Origin of the sequence: Caulobacter sp. CCG-8, from assembly GCF_037402475.1 — a bacterium.
Classification (GTDB): Bacteria; Pseudomonadota; Alphaproteobacteria; order Caulobacterales; family Caulobacteraceae; genus Caulobacter.
Genome location: NZ_JBBEUD010000012.1, coordinates 113,256 through 132,430, shown reverse-complemented (window position 1 = coordinate 132,430; position 19,175 = coordinate 113,256). Strand labels below are relative to the sequence as shown.

The window sequence follows — 19,175 nt, the reverse complement described above, 5'->3', positions numbered from 1 at the left end:
GCGGTTGTGCGCACGCGAACACGCCGTGTAGAAGGGACCCGTCCTGGGGGCGCGCCGCGCGACTCCGTCTTTCCCGCCCCAGTCGTCCCCCTTCGAGCCGGTCCCCTGCCCCAACGTCGATGCGCCTGATCGAACGCTATCTTTTCCGCCAGCTGCTGGGCCCGACGCTGTTGGCGACCCTGGCCCTGGTGGCGCTCGCCCTGTTGGCGCGCAGCCTGTCGGAGTTCGACGTCCTGATCGAGCAGCGCCAGAGCGCGACGGTCTTCCTGAAGATCATCGCCCTGGCCCTGCCCCAGCTGCTGTCGATGATTCTACCGATCGCCCTGTTCGTGGCCACCCTGGTGGCGCTGAATCGTCTGCATACCGAGCAGGAGATCGTGGTCTGTTTCGCGGGCGGCATGAGCCGCTGGCGGGTGATCTCGCCGGCCATGCGGCTGGCCGTGTTCGCGACCCTGATCTCGCTGGTCATGAGTCTGTGGGCGGCGCCGTGGAGCTCGCGGGCGATTCGCGAGACCTTCTTCGACATCAAGTCCGACCTGGCCTCGACCCTGGTGCGTCCGGGCGAGTTCACCGAGCCGGGCCCGGGCCTGACCGTCTACGCTCAGACGATCGACCGCGACCAGATCATCCACAACCTTTTCATCCACCAGGAAAAGGCCAACGGCGGCGCCGTCACCTACACCGCCCGCGAAGGGGTCATCGCCGAACGCAAGGGCCTGCCGGTGCTGATCCTGCGCAAGGGCTCCAACCAGGAATTCTCGAGCGCGGGCGTGCTGCAATACCTGTCCTGGGACGAATACACCTTCGACCTCAGCTCGCTGTTCCAGAGCGACGAGCTGCTGCACTACAAGATCGGCGACCGCTATCCGCACGAGCTGTTCTTCCCCGACCTCACCCAGGACTGGGAGAAGCAGAACCGCGAGAAGCTGCTGTCGGAAGGTCACTGGCGGCTGGCCAGCCCGCTCTACAACCTGGCCATGATGTCCATGGCCGTGGCGGCGGTGATTGGCGGTTCGTTCAGCCGCATGGGCTACGGCAAGCGGATCGCCCTGGTCGGCGCCGCCGCCGCCATGGTCCAGATCCTGGGCTTCGGCGTGAAGGCCGCCTGCGACAACGACCTCTGGCTCAACCCGCTGCAGTACGCGGTGCCCCTGGCCGCGATCTGGTGGGGGCTGGCCCAGATCTTCCGCCAGAAGGTCAAGCGCTACATCGCGATCGGGGCGCACGAAGATCTCCAGCCGCTGGGGGTCGGATGATCGGCATCGGCATGATCGAGCGCTATGTGCTCCGCAAGACCCTGGGGGGGCTGGCCGCCGCCCTGGCGGTCGTCAGCGTGCTGGTCATGCTGATCGCCTTCGTCGACATCTCCAAGAACGTCGGCACCCGAGCCGAGGTGGGCTTCGCCCAGCTGCTGTTCCTGACCGTGCTGCAGGCGCCGGCCACGATCCTGGTGCTGACGCCGTTCATCTTCCTGTTCGGGACCCTGGGCGCCTTCGTCGGCCTGAACCGGCGCAGCGAGCTGATCGCCATGCGGGCGGCCGGGGTGTCGGCCTGGCGCTTCATCATGCCCGCCGCCGTCGCCGCCTTCGTGATGGGCCTGGTGACCCTGACCCTGCTCAACCCGCTGACCTCGGCGATGAGCGCCCAGTTCGAGGCCTCCCGCGACGCGCTGATGGAGACCTACCTGAAGGCGGCGCCCAAGGGGCTGTGGCTGCGCCAGGGCAACGAGAAGACCCAGGTGGTCATCCGGGCGCGGGCCCGCGACCAGGTCGACGGCAGCGTCCGCCTGCGCGGCGTCTCCCTGTTCGAATACGCGGTGCAGCCGGACGGCACCTTGCAGTTCTCCCGCCGCATCGAGGCGGACGAGGCGCGGCTGGAGCCGGGCTTCTGGCAGCTGTCGGGGGTGCGGGTGGCCATGCCGGGCGCCGGCGCGATCCGTTCCGAGACCTACACCATGCCGTCCGACCTGGACGACCGCACGGCGTCCGAGCGGTTCAACAACCCGCAGGCCATCGCCGTCTGGCGGCTGCCCGACACGATCAAGCGCACGGAAGCGGCGGGTTTCTCGTCGATCCCCTTCCGTCTGCGGCTGCAGCAGGTCCTGGCCACGCCGCTGCTGTTCGCGGCGATGTCGGTGCTGGCGGCCGCCTTCTCGCTGCGGCTGATGCGGCTGGGCGGGCTGGCGGGACTGGCCGGGGCTGGCGTGACGCTGGGCTTTGGTTTCTTCTTCTTTAACGAGCTGTGTGGCGCATTGGGCAAGGCCGACGTGCTGACGCCGGTCATGGCCGCCTGGACGCCGCCGGTGGCGGCGCTTTTGGCGGGTCTGACTCTGCTTTGCTATACCGAGGATGGTTGAGTCTGTGTCGGGATCGAGGTCGTTGATGTTGGAGCTTCGCTGGGGGGCGAAAGAGAAGAGCCGCGCGGTCCTGCTGGCCGGTGCGGCCTGGCTCGCCCTGAGCGGCTCGGCGCAGGCGCAGCAGTCGCTCGCCACGATCCCGGCCGCGCCCGCGCCGCCCCCGGCCGTGGACGACGGCCTGGGCGACACCGGCTACTACCTGGAATCGGACCTTCTGATCCGCGACGACGCCAATCAGAAGATGATCGCCCGCGGCGACGTCGAGGCCCGCTACCAGGGGCGCACCCTGCGCGCCGACGAGGTGGTCTACGACACCAAGAGCGAGGTGATCACCGCCCACGGCCACGTGACCCTGATCAACGCCGACGGCACCGCCCAGTTCGCCGACGACATGACCATGGACAAGGACATGAAGGCCGGCTTCGCCCGCCATGTGTCGGCCCGCCTGGACAAGAACATCAAGATCGCGGCCGACAGCGCCGTGCGTCGCAACGACCAGATCACCGAACTGAACAAGGCGATCTACACGCCCTGCGAAGTGTGCGCCGAAAAGCCGAAGCCGACCTGGAGCATCCAGGCCGACAAGGTGGTCCAGGACAAGACCAAGCACCTAGTCTACTACCACGGCGCGACGATCCGCATGTGGGGCGCGCCTCTGATGTACCTGCCGGTGTTCTGGCACCCGGATCCCGAGACCGAGCGGCGCTCCGGCTTCCTGGTGCCCAAGATCGGCGTCTCCAAGAAGCGCGGCCTGGTCTACCAGCAGCCCTATCTGTTCGTGATATCGCCGTCTCAGGATTTGGTCGTAAGTCCTCAAATCAACACGAAAGTTAACCCGTTCCTGAACGCGACTTACCGCAAGCGCTTCTATTCGGGCTACGTCGAGGCGCGGGTCGGCGCCACCTACGACAAGGACTTCGACAACCACGGCGACCGCTTCGGCGAGGCCACGGCCAAGAGCTACATCCTGGCCAAGGGCGCGTTCGACATCGACGAGAAGTGGAAGTGGGGCTTCACCGCCGAGCGGGCCTCGCAGGCGCTGATCTTCGACGATTACGACATCGGCGACGTCTACCAGCAGCGCGGCATGTTCACGGGCGACGACCATCGCCTGATGTCGCAGATCTACGCCACCCGGCAGTCGGACCGGTCCTGGTTCTCGGCCTCGATGGTGTCCGTCCAGGGGCTGCGCGTCGTGCAGGTCAGCTCCACCGGCCTGGCGAACCAGTTCGAGAACAGCGGGGCCTTCCCCCTGATCGGCCCGCTGGTGGAAGGGCGCTGGGAGCCGGAGTCGCCAGTCTTGGGCGGACGCCTGCGCGTCCAGGGCTCGGGCGTGGTCCTGACCCGTTCGGAATCCCAGTTCGGGGAGCCGCCCTACGCCTATGCGGCCTACAAGGGCCAGGACGGCGTCGACTCGGCGCGCGGCACGATCGAGGGCGACTGGCGCGCCAGCGTCGTCGTGGGGCCGGGCGTGCGCGTGGAGCCCTTCGCGCAGGCGCGCGGCGACAGCTACCGCGTCCGCGACGTCTTCCTGCCGCCCAGCGCCCTGGCCGCGGGCGACACGACGACCAACATCAACTACTCGCGCGGCCTGGGCGTCGCCGGCGTTGACTTGAGCATGCCCTTCTTCAAGCCCCTGAAGGGTGGCGGCAGCATCGTCCTCGAACCTCTGGCCCAATTGGCCACCGGCTCCGACAGCTCGCGCGTGCCGATCGTCGTGGCGCGCGATCCCGCCGGCAATCCGATCTACTTCAACGAAGACAGCACCAACTTCGAGCTCGACGAAACCAACCTGTTCGACGTCAACAAGTCGCCCGGCTTCGACCTCTACGAAGGCGGCACGCGCATGAACCTTGGCGGCCGCGCCACGGTGAAGTTCGCCGACGGCCGCGGCGGCAGCGTCCTCGTCGGGCGCAGCCTGCGCACCAAGGTCGATCCGCTGATGCCCACCCGCGCGGGCCTCGACCAGAAGGCGTCCGACTGGATCGTGGCGGCCACCGTCACCCCGATCCGAGGCGTCACGGCCTTCACCCGCGCGCGTTTCGACGACGACACCAGCAAGCTCAACCGCCTCGAGGCCGGCCTCGACTATTCCGGCGCGAAGGGTTTCGCCTCCTTGCGCTACCTGAAGGACAACAAGGACACCTCGGGCCTGCGCCAGGAGAACCTGGACTTCATCGGCGACTACATGGTCAGCGAGCACTGGGGCGTGACCGCCCTGGGACGGCTGGCCTATCAGGACGCCCGCGCCTTCGGTCTTTCGGCCAACGCCAGCAAGTGGTCGTGGACCCGGCGGGACCTGGGCGTCTACTACAAGGACGACTGCATCCGGCTGGATGTGATCTACCAGAACGAGGATCGCTACACCCAGACGTCCAATGCCGGCCTGAAACTGAGGGCGGATCAATCCGTGGTGCTGCGCCTAACGCTCGCCACATTGGGCGACACACTGTACAGCGATTAGAATGTCACCGCGTCGGGGGACGCGCGATTAAGCGCGCGCCTTCCTTTGGACGCGTCTAGAGGAACGACAATACCGATGCGGTCTGCGCGTAGCGTGACGAAACTGGCGGCCTGCACCGCTTCCATCCTCGCCTTGACCGTGGCGAGCCTTGGTTCGGCGGTCCAGGCCCAGGAGGCCGCGCCTCCGTCGGCGGACGCCCCCGCCGCGGCCGCCGCGCCGCGCGCCAACCCGCTGTCGGAAAGCGTCGCCGCCGTCGTCAACGACGACATCATCTCCAGCTACGACCTGATGCAGCGCATGCGCCTGCTGATGGTGACCTCGGGCATGCAGCCGACCCAGGAGAACCTGCCCCAGCTGGAGCAGGAAGCCCTGCGCTCGCTGATCGACGAGCACGTCCAGATGCAGGAGCTGCGTCGGGTCGAGAAGGCTCAGAAGATCACGATCATCTCCACCGACCAGGAGGTCGCGGAGCAGATCCAGGACATCGCCAAGGGCAACAACATGACGGCCGACCAGCTGACCCAGCAGCTGGCCGCCCAAGGTGTCGGCATCGACACCTGGAAGGCGCAAATCCGCGCCGACAGCAGCTGGCAGGCCTGGATCAGCGGCCGCTACGGCTCGCGCCTGCGCATCGGCGACGACCAGATCAAGGCCTTCGAGCGCCGCCAGGCGGAAGCCGCCAGCAAGCCGCAGTACCAGGTCAGCGAAGTGTTCATCGACGCCCAGCGCGTGGGCGGCATGGAAGTGGCCGAGAACGGCGCCAAGCAGCTGATCTCCCAGATGCAGCAGGGCGCCCCCTTCCCGGCCGTGGCCCGTCAGTTCTCGGCCTCGCCGACCGCGGCCAACGGCGGCGACGCCGGTTGGGTCAGCCCCGGCGAGATGCCGCCCGAGGTCGATGCGGCGCTGGATCAGCTGCGTCCCGGCCAGCTGTCGGCCCCGATCCCGGTGCGCGACGGCGTCTACATCCTGTATCTGCGCGACAAGCGCTCGGGCGCGAAGACGGCCCTGGTCGACCTCAAGCAGGTGGCCGTGGCCCTGCCCAAGGACGCGCCCCAGGCCCAGGTCGACGCCGCCAACAAGCTGCTGGTCGACCTGAAGCCGAAGATCACCAGCTGCGAGACCCTGGAAGCCACGGCCGGCAAGGTCGACGGCGCGGTCGCCGGCGACCTGGGCGAAGCCGAGATCACCGATCTGGCGCCCGCCTTCCAGGAAGCCGCCAACAGCCTCAAGGTCGGCCAGGTCTCCGACCCGATCCGTACCGACGCGGGCCTCCACCTGATCGCCGTCTGCGGCAAGCGCCAGTCCGGCGCCCAGGCCCCGACCCACGATCAGATCGAAAATCGCCTGCGCGGCCAACAGCTTGCGCTGATCTCCAAACGTTACCTGCGAGACCTGCGCAACTCGGCGACCATCGAGACCCGGTGAAGACGACCGCCCTTGCCCTGAGCGCGGGCGATCCGGCCGGCATCGGGCCGGAGATCATCGCCAAGGCCTGGTCGGTGCTGCGCGCCGAAGGGCCGACGTTCATGGTGGTGGGCGACGCCCAGCTGCTGGCCTCGGCCGGCGGCGGGGTGAAGGTCCGTCCCGTCACCGGACCGGTCGAGGCGATCAAGGTGTTCGGCGAGGCCCTACCCGTCCTCGACATCCCGCTGCAGGCGCCCGTCGTGGCCGGCCAGCCGTCCAGCGCCCACGCGCCCCAGGTGATCCGCTGGATCGAGACCGGGGCCGGCCTGGCCCTGTCCGGCGCCGTCGCCGGCCTGGTCACCGCCCCCATCGCCAAGGCCCCGCTCTACGACGCCGGCTTCGCCTTTCCGGGTCACACCGAGTTCCTGGCCGAGCTGACCCATGTGGGCGAGCGCCAGCCGCCGCACGGGCCGATCATGATGCTGGCGGCCCGCGACCTGCGCGCCACCCTCGTGACGATCCACACCCCGTTGTCGGCCGTGCCCGCCGCCCTGTCGGTCGAGGCGATCGTCAACGCCGGCCTGGTGACGGTCGAGGCCCTGCGCAAGGACTTCGGCATCGCCGTCCCCCGCCTGGCGGTGGCGGCCCTGAACCCCCACGCCGGCGAAGGCGGCGCGCTGGGCGGCGAGGAGGCGGCGATCATCGAGCCGGCGGTCCAGGCCCTTCGCGCGCAGGGCGTGCAGGTCAAGGGCCCCGCCCCCGCCGACACCCTGTTCCACGCCGAGGCCCGCGCCACCTACGACGCGGTGCTGTGCATGTACCACGACCAGGCTCTGATCCCGGTCAAGATGCTGGACTTCTGGGCCGGGGTGAACGTCACCCTGGGCCTGCCGATCGTGCGCACCTCGCCCGATCATGGTACGGGTTTCGACATCGCCGGTCGGGGCCTGGCCCGGGCCGACAGCCTGATCGCCGCCATCCGCCTGGCCGCCGAGATCGCCGACCGGCGCTCGATCGCCTAAGTCTCCAGATATCTGAGCCGCTAGAACCCTCGAGACCCGATGAGCCTCGCCGACCTGCCGCCGCTCCGCGAGGTTCTCGCCGAGCATGACCTGCTGGCCAACAAGAGCTTCGGCCAGCACTTCCTGCTGGACCTGAACATCACCCGCAAGATCGCCCGCCTGTCCGAGGTGGGCGAAGGCGACGTGGTGATCGAGGTCGGCCCCGGTCCCGGCGGCCTGACCCGCGCCCTGCTGGAGACGGGCGCCCGCGTTGTGGCGGTGGAGATGGACAAGCGGTTCATCCCGTTGCTGGAGGAACTGGGCGCCGCGGCGGACGGCCGCCTGACCATCGTCCAGGGCGACGCCCTGAAGGTCGACATGGCCGCCATCGCCGGCGGCCCGGCCCACATGGTCTCCAACCTGCCCTACAACGTCGGCACGCCGCTGCTGATCAACTGGCTGACGGGCCCGTACCGGCCGCTGTCGATGACCCTGATGTTCCAGAAGGAGGTCGCCGACCGCATCGCCGCCGATACGGATGACGACGCCTATGGCCGCCTGGCCGTGGTGTCACAGACCGTCTGCAGCGCCAAGGTGGTCATGGACCTGCCGGCCCGCGCCTTCACCCCGCCGCCCAAGGTGGCCTCGGCCGTGGTGCGCCTGGTCCCGCTGGAGCCGGCGCCCGACAAGGCCCTGGTCGCGGCCCTGGAGAAGATCACCGCCGCCGCCTTCGGCCAGCGCCGCAAGATGCTGCGCTCCAGCCTCAAGGGCCTGGGCGGCGCGGCGCTGTGCGAAAAGGCCGGGATCAATCCCGACGCCCGGGCCGAGACGATCGATGTGGCCGGGTTCCAGGACCTGGCGCGCGCGTTGCTGGAGGCCTGATCGGCGGGCTAGCGCCCCTCCTCGATCGCCCGGAATTCGGAGACCAGGGGCAGCCAGAGCCAGCGATCGCCGCGCCGCGTACCGCCGATCTCGACCAGATAGAGGTCGATCTTGTCCCCAGCCCTGAGTTCCTTCGGGAAAAACGTCGCGACCGGAGCCTGGACCGGCAGCCAGTACTCCGCGCCGTCCAGGGTGAAGAGATAGCTGTCGGTGAAAATGCCGGCGAGGTTCTCGCGCTGGCTGCTCTTCAGCCAATCGCGGATGAACTTCAGCTCTTCCGCGTCGAGGGGACGTGATTGCCCGGTATAGGTCGCCGGGGTCCGCCAACGTTGGCCGCCCTGATTGAAGTAGCTGGTCAGGAACGCGCCCGGCCGGCCCGGGATGGGCTGGCTCGCGACCTCGACGAATTCGGCCCGGGCCTTCGATAGCGTCGTCGGCTGGAAGGCGTCGTAGTCGAAGCCCTGCGCCCAGGCCCCGGCTGCGACCAGGGCGAACGCGGCGGCGGCGAGCATTGTTCGAAGCGCTTTCATGTTCGCATGCTACCCACGCGCGAACTTAAGGCAACGCTTGCCGAGCCCTCTAGACCTCTTCCTTCAGCAGGTCGGCCACCAGGTTGCCGATCCACGGGTTGCGGGCCCGCTTCTGGCGTTCGGCGTGGTAGATGTGGGCCAGGTCCGAATAGGCCTTGTCGAAGTCGTCGTTGAGGATGACGTAGTCGAACCGCTCCCAGTCGGCGACCTCGTCCTTGGCGCGCGACAGGCGGCGGGCGATGACTTCCTCGCTGTCCTGGCTGCGGGCGTGCAGGCGGCGGCTCATCTCGGCCAGCGACGGCGGCAGGACGTAGATCAGCACCGAGTCGTCCGGCAGCTGGGCGTGGACCTTCATCGCGCCCTGGAAGTCGATGTCGAACAGCACGCTCTCGCCGCGCTCCAGCGCCTCGACGACGGGCCCGCGCGGGCTGCCGTAGTGGTTGCCGTAGACCTCGGCCCATTCCAGGAAGGCGTCGTCCTGGATCATCACCTGGAACTTGTCGCGGGTGACGAAGTGGTAGTCGCGGCCGTCGTGCTCGCCCGGGCGCGGATCGCGGGTGGTGGCGCTGATCGACAGGTGCAGGTCGTTGTGGTCGGCCACCAGGCGGCGGGTCAGCGAGGTCTTGCCCACGCCCGACGGGGCCACGACCATCATCAGCAGGCCGCGCGTGCGTCCATGCGGGTTATTCGACATTCTGAACCTGTTCCCGGAATTGCTCGATCGTGGCCTTCAGATCCAGGCCGTGGGCGGTCAAGGCGGTCAGGGCCGACTTGCTGCAAAGGGTGTTGGCCTCGCGCATGAACTCCTGCGAGAGGAAATCCAGGCGACGGCCGGCGGCCGCGTCGGCGGCCAGCAGGGCGCGGGCGGCGGTCACGTGGCTGGCCAGGCGGTCCAGCTCCTCGCGCACGTCGGCCTTCACGGCCATGGCGGCGGCTTCCTGGACGATGCGCTCCTCCGAGGCGGCCTCGCCGATCAGCTCGGTCAGCTTGCGGGCGTAGCGCTCCTTGAGCACGGCCGGCTGGCCGGCGGCCTCCTGCGAGGCCAGGACGGTCAGGGCCTCGATGCGGTCGACGGCGCCGGTCAGGATCGGGGCCAGGGCGGCCCCCTCCTCCAGCCGCGCGGCCTTCAGCCCGTCCAGGGCGTGGGCGATCGTGGCGGACATGGCGGCCTCGACCTCGGCGCGGTCCTCGGCGGCGTCGTCCTCGTCGCGGGCGTCGATCACGCCGCGCAGGGCCAGCAGGCCGTCCAAGGTGGGCTTGGCGACCATGCCGGTCGCCACATAGGGCGCGCCGGCCTTCAGATAGCGCTCCAGCGCCTCGACATTGATCTGCACCGCGGCCTGGGCCTCGATGCGCTTGGCCTGCAGGTTGACGGTCAGCTGGCCGCGCTGGAAGCGGGCCTGAGCGCCGTCGCGGGCCGCGCGATCCAGGCCCTCGAAGCCCGGCGGGCCGCGGAAGCGGGTCTCGAGGTTGCGACCGTTGACGCTGCGCGCCTCCACCGCCCACGACCAGGCCCCGTGCGAGCCCTCGACGCGGGCGAAGCCGGTCATGCCTGACAGCGCCATCCTACCCTCCGGCGAGCGGGGTCTTGGAGGTGACAGGACCGGCCGCCTTGGAGCGCTCGATCTGCCGCCACTTGGCGACATTGCGCTCGTGTTCCTCGTAGGTCGAGGCGAAGACGTGGCCGCCCGTACCGTCGGCGACGAAATAGAGGTCGTCGCTCTTCATCGGGTTGAGCACGGCCTCGAGAGCGGCCTTGCCCGGGTTGGCGATCGGGGTCGGCGGCAGGCCGGTGATCAGATAGGTGTTGTACGGCGTCTCGCGCTGCAGTTCGGACTGCAGGATGCCCCGGCCCAGCGGCCGTCCGCGCGTCAGGCCGTAGATGATCGTCGGGTCGCTGCCCAGGCGGATGCCCTGGCGCAGGCGGTTGATGAACACCGCCGCCACGTGCGGGCGCTCGCGGGCCAGGCCGGTTTCCTTCTCGACGATCGAGGCCATGGTCACGGCCTGGTCCTTGGTCTCGAACGGCAGGCCCGGCTGGCGCGCGGCCCACAGCTTGTCCAGCAGGGCGTCTCGGTCGTCCATCATCCGCTGCAGCACCGCCGAACGGTCCTCGCCGCGCTGGACCTGATAGGTCTCGGGCAGGATGGAGCCTTCGGGCGGAGTCGCGACCGTACCGGTCAGCTCGGGCGCCCGCATCAGGATGTCGACCACCATGTCCGAGGTCAGGCCTTCGGCGATGGTCACCTGGTGGCGGACGATCTTGCCGTCGCGGATCTTGGCCAGGACCTGGCTGAGCGAGGCCTTGGAGGCGAACTCGTATTCGCCGGCCTTCAGCTTGCGGGCCGCGCCGGTGGTCTGGGCGGCGGTCAGGAACAGCGACGACGAGCGGATCACCCCGGCCTGCTCCAGGCTGGAGGCGATCTCGGGCAGGCTGGCGCCGCGCCGCAGGACGACGGTGGTGACGTCGCCCGAACGGGCGGCCGGCCCCGGGCCCTGGTAGATCCACACGGCGGCCAGCACCACCACCATGGCGGCCAGGCCCAGCATGGTCAGCAGGCCCGCTCCCGTGGCGGCGATGCGGCGTCCGACCGGCGCGGTTTCACGCCGACGCGGATTGGCCTTGCGGGGAGCCCCCGTCTTCGGCGCCGGCCGCGGGGTCCGGCGTTGGGGCGAGGGCTTCCGGCTCACGAGACTTTGCGGAACACGACGGAGGCGTTGGTGCCGCCGAAGCCGAAGCTGTTGGACACGGCCACGTCGATCTTGTGCGGCACGGCCTTGTTCGGCGCCAGGTTCATGGCGACGCTCACGTCCGGATTGTCGAGGTTGATGGTCGGCGGGGCGATCTGGTCGCGGATCGCCAGGACCGAGAAGATCGCCTCGATCGCGCCGGCCGCGCCCAGCAGGTGGCCGGTCATCGACTTGGTCGACGACATCACCACGTTCTTGGCGTGGTCGCCCAGGAAGCGCTCGACGGCCCCGGCCTCGATGCCGTCGGCCATGGTCGAGGTGCCGTGGGCGTTGACGTAGTCGATGTCCGACGGCGCCAGGCCGGCGTCCTTGACGGCCGCCGACAGGGCCCGGAAGCCGCCGTCGCCGTCTTCCGACGGGGCGGTGATGTGATAGGCGTCGCCCGACAGGCCGTAGCCGATGACTTCGGCGTAGATCTTGGCCCCGCGCGCCTTGGCGTGCTCGTACTCTTCCAGCACCACGACGCCGGCGCCCTCACCCATCACGAAGCCGTCGCGGTCCTTGTCATAGGGACGCGAGGCCTTTTCCGGGGTGTCGTTGAAGGCGGTGGCCACGGCGCGACAGGCGATGAAGCCGGCCATGCCGACCTTGCAGACGGCCGCTTCGGCGCCGCCGGCGATCATCACGTCGGCGTCGCCGTACTTGATCAGGCGCGTGGCGTCGCCGATGGCGTGGGCGCCGGTGGCGCAGGCGGTGACCACGGCGTGGTTGGGGCCCTTGAAGCCGTAGCGGATCGAGACCTGGCCCGAGATCAGGTTGATCAGGGCCGAGGAGATGAAGAACGGGCTGACGCGGCGCGGCCCCTTGGCTTCCAGCTCGAGGGCCGTGTCGGCGATCGTCGACAGGCCGCCGATGCCCGAACCCAGGATCACGCCGGTGCGGTACTTGTCTTCTTCCGTTTCCGGGACCCAGCCCGAATCCTTCACGGCCTCGTCCGCGGCGGCGATGCCGTACAAGATGAAGTCGTCGACGCGCTTCTGGTCGCGCGGGCTCATGGTCAGGTCGGGGTTGAACGATCCCTCGACGTCCGGACCGCCGCCGCCGCGGCCGTCGACGCGCGGAACCTCGCAGGCCACCTGGCAGGCGTATTCCGTCGGATCGAAGGCCGAGATCCTGTTCGCGCCGGACTTGCCGGCCAGGATGTTCTTCCAGGTGACATCGACGCCCTGACCCAGAGGGGTCAGGAGGCCAAGCCCGGTGACGACAACTCTACGCATGGATCACTCCCAACCTTCGCATCGCGGTCATATGGGGATGCTGACGACTCGGACAGCCCCCCGACCTCGAATCTCGGCCACATACGAAAACCGCCGCGCGCACGATGGCAAGAGCCCGTGCGACGCGGCGGTTGATAGTCCCGTTCGCTGAAATACGCGAACCCGACGCCTTAGGCGCCGGTCTTTTCCGTGATGAACTTCACGGCGTCACCGACGGTCTGGATGTGCTCGGCGGCGTCATCCGGAATTTCGATGTCGAATTCTTCTTCGAACGCCATGACCAGCTCGACGTTGTCGAGGCTGTCGGCGCCCAGGTCGTCGATGAAGCTGGCCTTTTCGGTGACCTTTTCCGGATCGGCGTCCAGGTGCTCGATGACGATCTTACGCACGCGCTCGAGAATGTCGGACATTCTGTTAGTCCCTCGTTTTGAATCTTGCAGTACCGCGGGAGGCTCGGACGAACCTCGCCCCCACGGGAATTGTCGGGCCACCGCCTATCACGTTCCTTTTCGAGTGACTAGCGGCACGTCCGATTAGAAATGTGGGCTTTCGTCTTTCCAAGCAGAAAGGCGCGGAGCCCAGGAAAAGACGGCCCGTCTAGATCATGGCCATGCCGCCGTTGACGTGCAAGGTCTGACCCGTGACGTAACCGCCCTGGTCACTGGCGAGGTAAACGCACGCAGCGGCGATATCGCTCCCCTCGCCCAGACGTCCGGCGGGGATGGTCGACAGGATGCCGGCCTTCTGCTGCTCGTTCAGGGCGTCGGTCATGGGGCTGGCGATGAAGCCGGGAGCCACGCAGTTGACCGTCACGTTCCGGCTGGCCAGTTCCTGGGCCAGGGCCTTGGAGAAGCCGATCATGCCGGCCTTGGAGGCGGCGTAGTTGGTCTGGCCGGGGTTGCCCGTGACGCCGACGATCGAGGTGATGCCGATGATCCGGCCCGAACGGCGCTTCATCATGCCCTTGGCGGCCGCGCGGGCCAGGCGGAAATAGCCTTCCAGGTTCACCTTGATCACGGTGTCCCAGTCCTCGTCCTTCATGCGGACGATCAGGCCGTCGCGGGTGATTCCGGCGTTGGCGATCACGATGTCCAACGGCGCGCCGGCGGCTTCCTCGGCCTTGGCGACCAGGCCGTCGACCTGTTCGGCGTCCGAGAGATTCGCCACCACGGTCGAGACGCGCTCGCCGAACTGGGCCTTCAGCTCGGCCAGGGCCGATTCGCGGGTGCCCGAGAGCACGACATGGGCGCCTTGCTCGTGCAGGGCCTTGGCGATGGCCCCGCCGATGCCGCCCGTGGCGCCGGTGACGAGGGCGGTCTTGCCGGTGAGATCGAACATGATCTGATATCCTGGAATTAGAGCGACTTGGCGAAGGCTTCGAGGTCGGCCGGGCTGTTCAGGGGAACGGCTTCGGCGTCCGGAGCGATCCGCTTGGCCATGCCCGACAGCACCTTGCCGGCGCCGGCCTCGGCGAAGCGGGTGACGCCGCCCTCGCCCGCCAGCCAGGTCATGCTTTCGCGCCAGCGGACGCGGCCGGTGACCTGCTCGACCAGCAGCTTGCGGATGACGTCGGGGTCGTGGACCGGCGCGGCGGTGACGTTGGCCACCAGCGGGGCGCGGGGCGAGACGATCGTGGTCTTGGCCAGGGCCTCGGCCATCTCGTCGGCGGCCGGCTGCATCAGCGGGCAGTGGAACGGTGCCGAGACGTTCAGCGGGATGGCCCGCGCGCCCAGCTCCTTGGCCTTCTCGATGGCCTTGTCCACGGCGGCCTTGGCGCCGGAGATCACCACGTTGCCGTTGTTGTTGTCGTTGGCCACGACGCAGACGCCGACTTCCGAACCGGCCGCGGCGGCGGCCTCGGCCAGGGCCAGGTCGGTCTTGGGGCCGATCAGCGAAGCCATGGCGCCCTCGCCCACCGGCACGGCGCGCTGCATGGCCTGGCCGCGCAGCTTCAGGAGGCGCGCGGTGTCGGCCAGGGTGATCGCGCCGGCGGCGGCCAGGGCGCTGTATTCGCCCAGGCTGTGGCCGGCCACGAAGGCGGCGCGGTCGATCCCGACGCCGAATTCCTTCTCCAGCGTGCGGGTCACGGCCAGGCTGACGGCCATCAGGGCCGGCTGGGCGTTCTCGGTCAGGGTCAGGTCGCCGTCGGGACCCTCGGTCATCAGCTGGAACAGCTTCTGGTTCAGGGCGTCGTCGACTTCCTGGAAGACCTCGCGGGCGGCGGCGAAGGCCTGGGCGAGATCGGCGCCCATGCCGACCGTCTGGCTGCCCTGTCCCGGGAAGATGAAGGCGATGCTCATGGGCCCGCTCCGTCGTTACAAATCCAAGGGCGGGAGGGTTATGGGATCACCGCGCCACGGGCAAGGATCAGTTTTGACCGGGAACGGGGTCGAACGCGGCCTCGTGCGCGTTCGCCACGATCATCTCGGGCGAGAGCTGGACCGGCGGGCAGCCCTTGCGGGCCAGCTTCTTGGCGCTCCAGGACGGGTCGCAGGGCCGAGGCGTCTCGGCGGCCCGCATGGCGGCCATCATGACGATGTTCTGCTGGATCAGCGCCATGGTCCGCTTGTTGTAGTCGGGCTTGGGGATGCTGACCGACAGCGGCGGCTTGGGCGGCGGCTTGGGCGGCGGACAGTGCGGCGGCGTGGCGGCCGGGGTCGTCCTGGGCATGACCGAAGGCGTCATCGGCGGGCGCGGCGTGGCCGGGATCGCGACTCGGGACGACGAGACCGCGCGGAACGATCGGATCGTCGGCGTCTCCGCCTGGGCCAGGGTCGTCGCGGCGGCCGCCAGCACCGCTATGGAAAGCACCGCTATGGAAAGCACCGCCGGGGAAAGGATCGCGCCGCGCATTCGAGCCGCCTCCGTCTGTCGCTCATCTCTACCATGGCGCGAGGCCGAACGCGACGGCCGAAGCATCCGCCGCCTCGACGAAGGTCGGCGTTTGGAAGGCGCGAGAATGGGGTTATTGAATCGACGACGCACTTGGCTGCGCCTCGCCTTCCCTCGGAGCCTCCCGCATGCAACGCCTGCTCACCGGTCTCGCCCTCTGCGGCGCCCTGCTGGCCGCCTCTCCCGCCCTGGCCGCCCTCAAGGTCGGCGAAAAGGCGCCGGACTTCACCGCCCCGGCCGCCCTGGCCGGCAACGATTTCAGCTTCACCCTGTCCAAGGCGCTGAAGAAGGGGCCGGTGGTGCTGTACTTCTTCCCTGCCGCCTACACGTCGGGCTGCACGGCCGAGGCCCACGAGTTCGCCGAGGCGACGCCCGAGTTCGAGAAGCTGGGCGCGACGGTGATCGGCGTGACGGCCGGCAATGTCGACCGCATCAAGGACTTCTCCAAGGAGCACTGCCGCGACAAGTTCGCGGTGGCCGCCGCCAATCCGGCCCTGATCAAGACCTACGACGTGGTGCTGCCGATGAAGGACAACCTGTCCAACCGCACCTCCTATGTCATCGCCCCCAGCGGCAAGATCTTGCTGGCTTACAGCGACCTGAACTTCCAGGGCCACGTGACCCAGACCATGGACGCGGTGAAGGCCTACAAGGCCGGAAAGCACAAATAGGCCAGGTTTCGGCCAGACTCTTCCGAAATCGGCGCGGCGGGACCAGCGCGGTCCCGCCCGCCTGATCCTAGGATCACGGCCATGGTCGACACGATCCTTCTCGAGACTCTCGCGCGCGGCGTGGCCATCGGCGGGTTCGCCGCCACCGGGCTGGGCCTGGCCCTGGACCGCCGCCCCTCGCCCGTCCGCTGGGTGGGCGCGCTGTTCTTCCTGTGCGCGGCCGCCCATGTCGTCGAGGGTTACCGGCCGGGCGGCGTGCTCGTGGCCTGGCTGCCGCTGTGCCTGATGTCGGTGGCGACCACGGGCCTGTTCTGGACCCTGGCCTACGCCCTGTTCGCCGACGAGCGGCGCTTTTCGCTCCACCGCCTGTGGCCGGCCGTGGGCCTGGCGGCCTGGTGGCTGCTGGCGCGTTCCCTGCCGCCCCCGATCTGCGAGCCCTTCTGGCTGGTCTTCAACCTGGCTTCGGCCGGGATCGTGCTGCACGCCCTGCTGGTGATCTGGCGCGGCTGGCGCGGCGACCTGGTGGCCGAGCGCCGGCGGATGCGCGGGCCGATCATGCTGGCCGCCGCGGGCTATATCCTGCTGCTCAGCGTCCAGAACCTGGCCGCCAGCGCCGGGCTGTCGGGCTTCGGCCACGGGCGCCTGGCCCAGGCCCTGGTGCTGGCCGTCCTGGCCCTGGCCGGATCGGTCGCCCTGCTGCGGGCCGAACCCGCCCTGGCCGCCGTCCCCGAGGCCGAGGACCGGCCGCCTCGCGCCGCGCCCCTGGCCGACCACGACCTGTCGCCCGCCGACCGGCTGGTGCTGTCGCGGCTGGAGACGGCCATGGACGATGACGAGGTCTGGCGCGGCGAGGACCTGTCGATCACCGCCCTGGCGGCCCTGGTCGGCGCGCCCGAGCATCGCCTGCGCCGGCTGATCAACGGCGTGCTGGGCCATCGCAACTTCGCCGACTACGTCAACGGCCGGCGGATCGAGGCGGCCAAGACCGCCCTCGCCGCCCCCGACCTGGCCCTGAAGTCGATCTCGACCATCGCCTACGACCTGGGTTTCGCCTCGCTGGGGCCGTTCAACCGCGCCTTCCGGGCCGCCACCGGCGTCACCCCCACCGAATGGCGGACCGCCAACACCCCGGCTCCGGCCCGCCTGCGGCTGGTCGAAAGCGGCGATCCTTCGCCGAAAGCCGACAAGTCCGCCTGATTTCGCGATCGGCGCGACGGGCCGGCCGCGCCGTCCTTTCCTCCGGTCATCGTCCAACCGAGGAAGTCCGATGCTCCCCTATCTCGCCGCGATGGCGGACAACTGGCTGCACGCCGCCTTCACCGACGTCAGCCGCTACGTGACCTTCGCGGTCGGCGTCTGGCTGACCCTGTGGGTCGTGCTGGCCGCGCCCCTGGCCGGGCGCAAGATCCGCGAGGGCCGGCCGCCGGCGCGCCAGCTGCTGGTCGAGTTCGCCTGCTCGATCCGCTCGATCATGATCTTCTCGACGGTCGGCCTGATCAGTTTCGCCCTGTTCCGCGCCGGCCTGATGCCGGGCCCGTACATCGCCCGGGGCCTGGGCCCGGTCTGGTTCTGGACCAGCCTGGCGCTGATGATCGTGGCCCACGACGCCTGGTTCTACTGGACGCACCGGCTGATCCACGACCGGCGGCTGTTCCGGACCTTCCACCGCCGCCACCACCGGTCCAACAGCCCCTCGCCGTTCACCGCCTACAGCTTCGACCTGGGCGAGGCGGCGATCAACGCGCTGTTCGTGCCGCTGTGGATGCTGCTGGTCCCCACCCAGTGGCCGGTCGCGGGCCTGTTCATGCTGCACCAGATCGTCCGCAACACCCTGGGGCACAGCGGCTATGAGCTGTTCCCGGCCACCCGCGACGGCCGCCCGCTGTTGCCCTGGCTGACGACGGTGACCCACCACGACCTGCACCACGCCCAGGCGGGCTGGAACTACGGGCTCTATTTCACCTGGTGGGACAAATGGATGGGCACCGAGAACCCGCGCTACCTGGAGCGGTTCGCGGCAGCCGTGCGCCGTCCGGGGCGCGAGGTGATGGCGGAGGCGGCCTGAGCCCTACCAGGTCGAGCGGACCAGCTTGACCATCAGCCGCCCGTCCTGGACCCGCTCGTCGGCGGCGCGCAGGCTGACGGTGAACTCGGCGGGGATGTCGAACGGCCGGGTCAGGCTGAAGTCGACGCCCTCCTGGCCGGTGGTGCCGCCGCCGACGGCGATCGAGGCGACCGGGCGGCCGTCCAGGGTCAGTTCGGACCGCACGTTGGCCCGGGTCTCGGGCATGCGGCCGCGCACATAGACCGGCTGGGTGGCGTTCATGTCCATCGACAGGCGGACATAGTTGGCCTTGGGCAGCAGACCGAAGCCGAACGAGCGGGCCAGGGACGAGCGGATCGCCGCCTCGCGGGCGTTCCACGACGCGCCGACCCCCAGCGCGCGGTTCGCGGCGACCTGCTCGTCGGGCTTCTGGTTCAGGTTCAGCTCGAAATTGTAGGTCGGGTCGTCGATGGAGCCGGCCACCTTGGCGGTGAAGGTAGCGTTCTCGACGTCGCTGGACAGGTCCAGGGTCTGGGCGGCGGAATAGCCCTGGAAGTGGCCGTCTGAGCCCCAGACCGACAGGTCGGGCTTGCGGATCACCTCGCGGGCCGCCGCCGGATCGGCGAGGACCGCGGTCGCGGCCGTGACCGCGATCAAGGAAGCGAGCGTGCGAAACCCCATGAACCCCCGATAGCACAAGCCTTTGCGCGTCCAAAGCACCTGTCCGCCAATTTTGTATGACAGTTGTTCGAGCGCCCGGTTTCCGGGCGGTTCGCGCAGGACGCGATTGCGGGCCGGGCGCCGCCTTCGCCCGAATCCGCAGGGTTTCCTTGCCTTGGCGCGGCCTTTCCTGTAATAGCGCGCGCTCTCACGGATGGCGGTCTTGCGCGCAGCCCTTTGGGTCGGGATTTCCCGCTCGGCATGCAAGATCCATCGTGGTCGACGGACTTCCGCCGTCGCCCG

The 19,175-nt window shown here is 69.1% G+C and carries 19 protein-coding genes; 9 read left to right on the top strand and 10 right to left on the bottom strand.

What is annotated here, in order from left to right; translation table 11 throughout:
• The first annotated feature begins 119 nt into the window (after positions 1 to 119).
• The 6 genes from lptF (at position 120) to rsmA (ending at position 8,107) form a co-directional block, all read left to right on the top strand.
• Entirely contained in the window at positions 120 to 1,256 is a 1,137-nt protein-coding gene (gene lptF / locus WAE60_RS13620) for an LPS export ABC transporter permease LptF (protein WP_029914608.1), read from the top strand.
• Positions 1,253 to 2,356, top strand: coding sequence for an LPS export ABC transporter permease LptG (lptG, locus tag WAE60_RS13615; protein WP_337687040.1), 1,104 nt, complete (start codon positions 1,253 to 1,255; stop codon positions 2,354 to 2,356). Before lptF ends, lptG begins: the two co-directional genes overlap by 4 nt.
• Before the next feature lie 25 nt (positions 2,357 to 2,381).
• Entirely contained in the window at positions 2,382 to 4,820 is a 2,439-nt protein-coding gene (locus WAE60_RS13610) for an LPS-assembly protein LptD (protein ID WP_156035821.1), read from the top strand.
• Positions 4,821 to 4,895: 75 nt separating this feature from the next.
• A complete protein-coding gene (locus WAE60_RS13605) occupies positions 4,896 to 6,245 on the top strand; it encodes a peptidylprolyl isomerase (RefSeq protein WP_029914613.1) in 1,350 nt (449 codons plus the stop codon).
• Positions 6,242 to 7,246 (top strand): 4-hydroxythreonine-4-phosphate dehydrogenase PdxA, encoded by a 1,005-nt coding sequence (pdxA, locus tag WAE60_RS13600; RefSeq protein WP_029914616.1) that lies wholly within the window; start codon positions 6,242 to 6,244, stop codon positions 7,244 to 7,246. The genes WAE60_RS13605 and pdxA overlap by 4 nt, the downstream gene beginning before the upstream one ends.
• 39 nt (positions 7,247 to 7,285) lie before the next feature.
• Positions 7,286 to 8,107: a 16S rRNA (adenine(1518)-N(6)/adenine(1519)-N(6))-dimethyltransferase RsmA gene (gene rsmA / locus WAE60_RS13595; protein ID WP_029914618.1), complete on the top strand. Its 822-nt coding sequence runs from the start codon at positions 7,286 to 7,288 to the stop codon at positions 8,105 to 8,107.
• A gap of 8 nt (positions 8,108 to 8,115) precedes the next feature.
• On the opposite strand, the gene WAE60_RS13590 is transcribed toward rsmA, so the two are convergent.
• The 9 genes from WAE60_RS13590 to WAE60_RS13550 all read right to left on the bottom strand — a co-directional run bounded on the left by WAE60_RS13590 (position 8,116) and on the right by WAE60_RS13550 (position 15,458).
• Complete coding sequence (locus WAE60_RS13590) at positions 8,116 to 8,619, bottom strand: hypothetical protein (RefSeq protein WP_029914619.1); 504 nt, start codon at positions 8,617 to 8,619, stop codon at positions 8,116 to 8,118.
• A gap of 67 nt (positions 8,620 to 8,686) precedes the next feature.
• Positions 8,687 to 9,331 carry a guanylate kinase gene (gmk, locus tag WAE60_RS13585; protein WP_029914622.1) on the bottom strand — a complete coding sequence of 215 codons (645 nt, stop codon included), beginning with the start codon at positions 9,329 to 9,331 and terminating at the stop codon, positions 8,687 to 8,689.
• Complete coding sequence (locus WAE60_RS13580; protein ID WP_029914624.1) at positions 9,321 to 10,202, bottom strand: YicC/YloC family endoribonuclease; 882 nt, start codon at positions 10,200 to 10,202, stop codon at positions 9,321 to 9,323. Before WAE60_RS13580 ends, gmk begins: the two co-directional genes overlap by 11 nt.
• Before the next feature lies 1 nt (position 10,203).
• Positions 10,204 to 11,187 carry an endolytic transglycosylase MltG gene (mltG, locus tag WAE60_RS13575; RefSeq protein ID WP_231499513.1) on the bottom strand — a complete coding sequence of 328 codons (984 nt, stop codon included), beginning with the start codon at positions 11,185 to 11,187 and terminating at the stop codon, positions 10,204 to 10,206.
• Between the two features lie 137 nt (positions 11,188 to 11,324).
• Entirely contained in the window at positions 11,325 to 12,605 is a 1,281-nt protein-coding gene (fabF, locus tag WAE60_RS13570) for a beta-ketoacyl-ACP synthase II (protein WP_337687032.1), read from the bottom strand.
• A 170-nt stretch (positions 12,606 to 12,775) separates the two neighbouring features.
• The gene (locus WAE60_RS13565; protein ID WP_007672577.1) at positions 12,776 to 13,015 is read right to left on the bottom strand and encodes an acyl carrier protein; all 240 of its coding nucleotides are present in this window, start codon (positions 13,013 to 13,015) and stop codon (positions 12,776 to 12,778) included.
• A 187-nt stretch (positions 13,016 to 13,202) separates the two neighbouring features.
• Positions 13,203 to 13,943 (bottom strand): 3-oxoacyl-[acyl-carrier-protein] reductase, encoded by a 741-nt coding sequence (fabG, locus tag WAE60_RS13560; protein ID WP_337687017.1) that lies wholly within the window; start codon positions 13,941 to 13,943, stop codon positions 13,203 to 13,205.
• Positions 13,944 to 13,960: 17 nt separating this feature from the next.
• Positions 13,961 to 14,905 (bottom strand): ACP S-malonyltransferase, encoded by a 945-nt coding sequence (gene fabD, locus WAE60_RS13555; RefSeq protein ID WP_029914633.1) that lies wholly within the window; start codon positions 14,903 to 14,905, stop codon positions 13,961 to 13,963.
• Positions 14,906 to 14,972: 67 nt separating this feature from the next.
• On the bottom strand, positions 14,973 to 15,458 hold the full coding sequence (locus WAE60_RS13550) for a hypothetical protein (protein WP_337687015.1): 486 nt from the start codon (positions 15,456 to 15,458) through the stop codon (positions 14,973 to 14,975).
• Positions 15,459 to 15,625: 167 nt separating this feature from the next.
• On the opposite strand from WAE60_RS13550, the gene WAE60_RS13545 reads away from it, so the two are divergent.
• The 3 genes from WAE60_RS13545 to WAE60_RS13535 all read left to right on the top strand — a co-directional run bounded on the left by WAE60_RS13545 (position 15,626) and on the right by WAE60_RS13535 (position 18,233).
• Positions 15,626 to 16,168, top strand: a complete 543-nt coding sequence (locus WAE60_RS13545) for a peroxiredoxin (protein WP_029914637.1) — start codon at positions 15,626 to 15,628, stop codon at positions 16,166 to 16,168.
• Positions 16,169 to 16,249: 81 nt separating this feature from the next.
• On the top strand, positions 16,250 to 17,365 hold the full coding sequence (locus WAE60_RS13540; protein ID WP_337687014.1) for an AraC family transcriptional regulator: 1,116 nt from the start codon (positions 16,250 to 16,252) through the stop codon (positions 17,363 to 17,365).
• Positions 17,366 to 17,435: 70 nt separating this feature from the next.
• Positions 17,436 to 18,233, top strand: a complete 798-nt coding sequence (locus tag WAE60_RS13535; protein WP_337687013.1) for a sterol desaturase family protein — start codon at positions 17,436 to 17,438, stop codon at positions 18,231 to 18,233.
• Positions 18,234 to 18,236: 3 nt separating this feature from the next.
• On the opposite strand, the gene WAE60_RS13530 is transcribed toward WAE60_RS13535, so the two are convergent.
• Positions 18,237 to 18,869: a hypothetical protein gene (locus WAE60_RS13530; RefSeq protein WP_231499499.1), complete on the bottom strand. Its 633-nt coding sequence runs from the start codon at positions 18,867 to 18,869 to the stop codon at positions 18,237 to 18,239.
• Between the last annotated feature and the right edge of the window lie 306 nt (positions 18,870 to 19,175).

Bases quoted from the DNA above. Each gene is read 5' to 3' on its own strand.
- lptF (WP_029914608.1), top strand. From the start codon at position 120: ATGCGCCTGATCGAACGCTATCTTTTCCGCCAGCTGCTGGGCCCGACG.
- lptG (WP_337687040.1), top strand. From the start codon at position 1,253: ATGATCGGCATCGGCATGATCGAGCGCTATGTGCTCCGCAAGACCCTG.
- WAE60_RS13610 (WP_156035821.1), top strand. From the start codon at position 2,382: ATGTTGGAGCTTCGCTGGGGGGCGAAAGAGAAGAGCCGCGCGGTCCTG.
- WAE60_RS13605 (WP_029914613.1), top strand. From the start codon at position 4,896: ATGCGGTCTGCGCGTAGCGTGACGAAACTGGCGGCCTGCACCGCTTCC.
- rsmA (WP_029914618.1), top strand. From the start codon at position 7,286: ATGAGCCTCGCCGACCTGCCGCCGCTCCGCGAGGTTCTCGCCGAGCAT.
- WAE60_RS13590 (WP_029914619.1), bottom strand. From the start codon at position 8,619: ATGCTCGCCGCCGCCGCGTTCGCCCTGGTCGCAGCCGGGGCCTGGGCG.
- gmk (WP_029914622.1), bottom strand. From the start codon at position 9,331: ATGTCGAATAACCCGCATGGACGCACGCGCGGCCTGCTGATGATGGTC.
- WAE60_RS13580 (WP_029914624.1), bottom strand. From the start codon at position 10,202: ATGGCGCTGTCAGGCATGACCGGCTTCGCCCGCGTCGAGGGCTCGCAC.
- mltG (WP_231499513.1), bottom strand. From the start codon at position 11,187: ATGCTGGGCCTGGCCGCCATGGTGGTGGTGCTGGCCGCCGTGTGGATC.
- fabF (WP_337687032.1), bottom strand. From the start codon at position 12,605: ATGCGTAGAGTTGTCGTCACCGGGCTTGGCCTCCTGACCCCTCTGGGT.
- WAE60_RS13565 (WP_007672577.1), bottom strand. From the start codon at position 13,015: ATGTCCGACATTCTCGAGCGCGTGCGTAAGATCGTCATCGAGCACCTG.
- fabG (WP_337687017.1), bottom strand. From the start codon at position 13,943: ATGTTCGATCTCACCGGCAAGACCGCCCTCGTCACCGGCGCCACGGGC.
- fabD (WP_029914633.1), bottom strand. From the start codon at position 14,905: ATGAGCATCGCCTTCATCTTCCCGGGACAGGGCAGCCAGACGGTCGGC.
- WAE60_RS13550 (WP_337687015.1), bottom strand. From the start codon at position 15,458: ATGCGCGGCGCGATCCTTTCCCCGGCGGTGCTTTCCATAGCGGTGCTT.
- WAE60_RS13545 (WP_029914637.1), top strand. From the start codon at position 15,626: ATGCAACGCCTGCTCACCGGTCTCGCCCTCTGCGGCGCCCTGCTGGCC.
- WAE60_RS13540 (WP_337687014.1), top strand. From the start codon at position 16,250: ATGGTCGACACGATCCTTCTCGAGACTCTCGCGCGCGGCGTGGCCATC.
- WAE60_RS13535 (WP_337687013.1), top strand. From the start codon at position 17,436: ATGCTCCCCTATCTCGCCGCGATGGCGGACAACTGGCTGCACGCCGCC.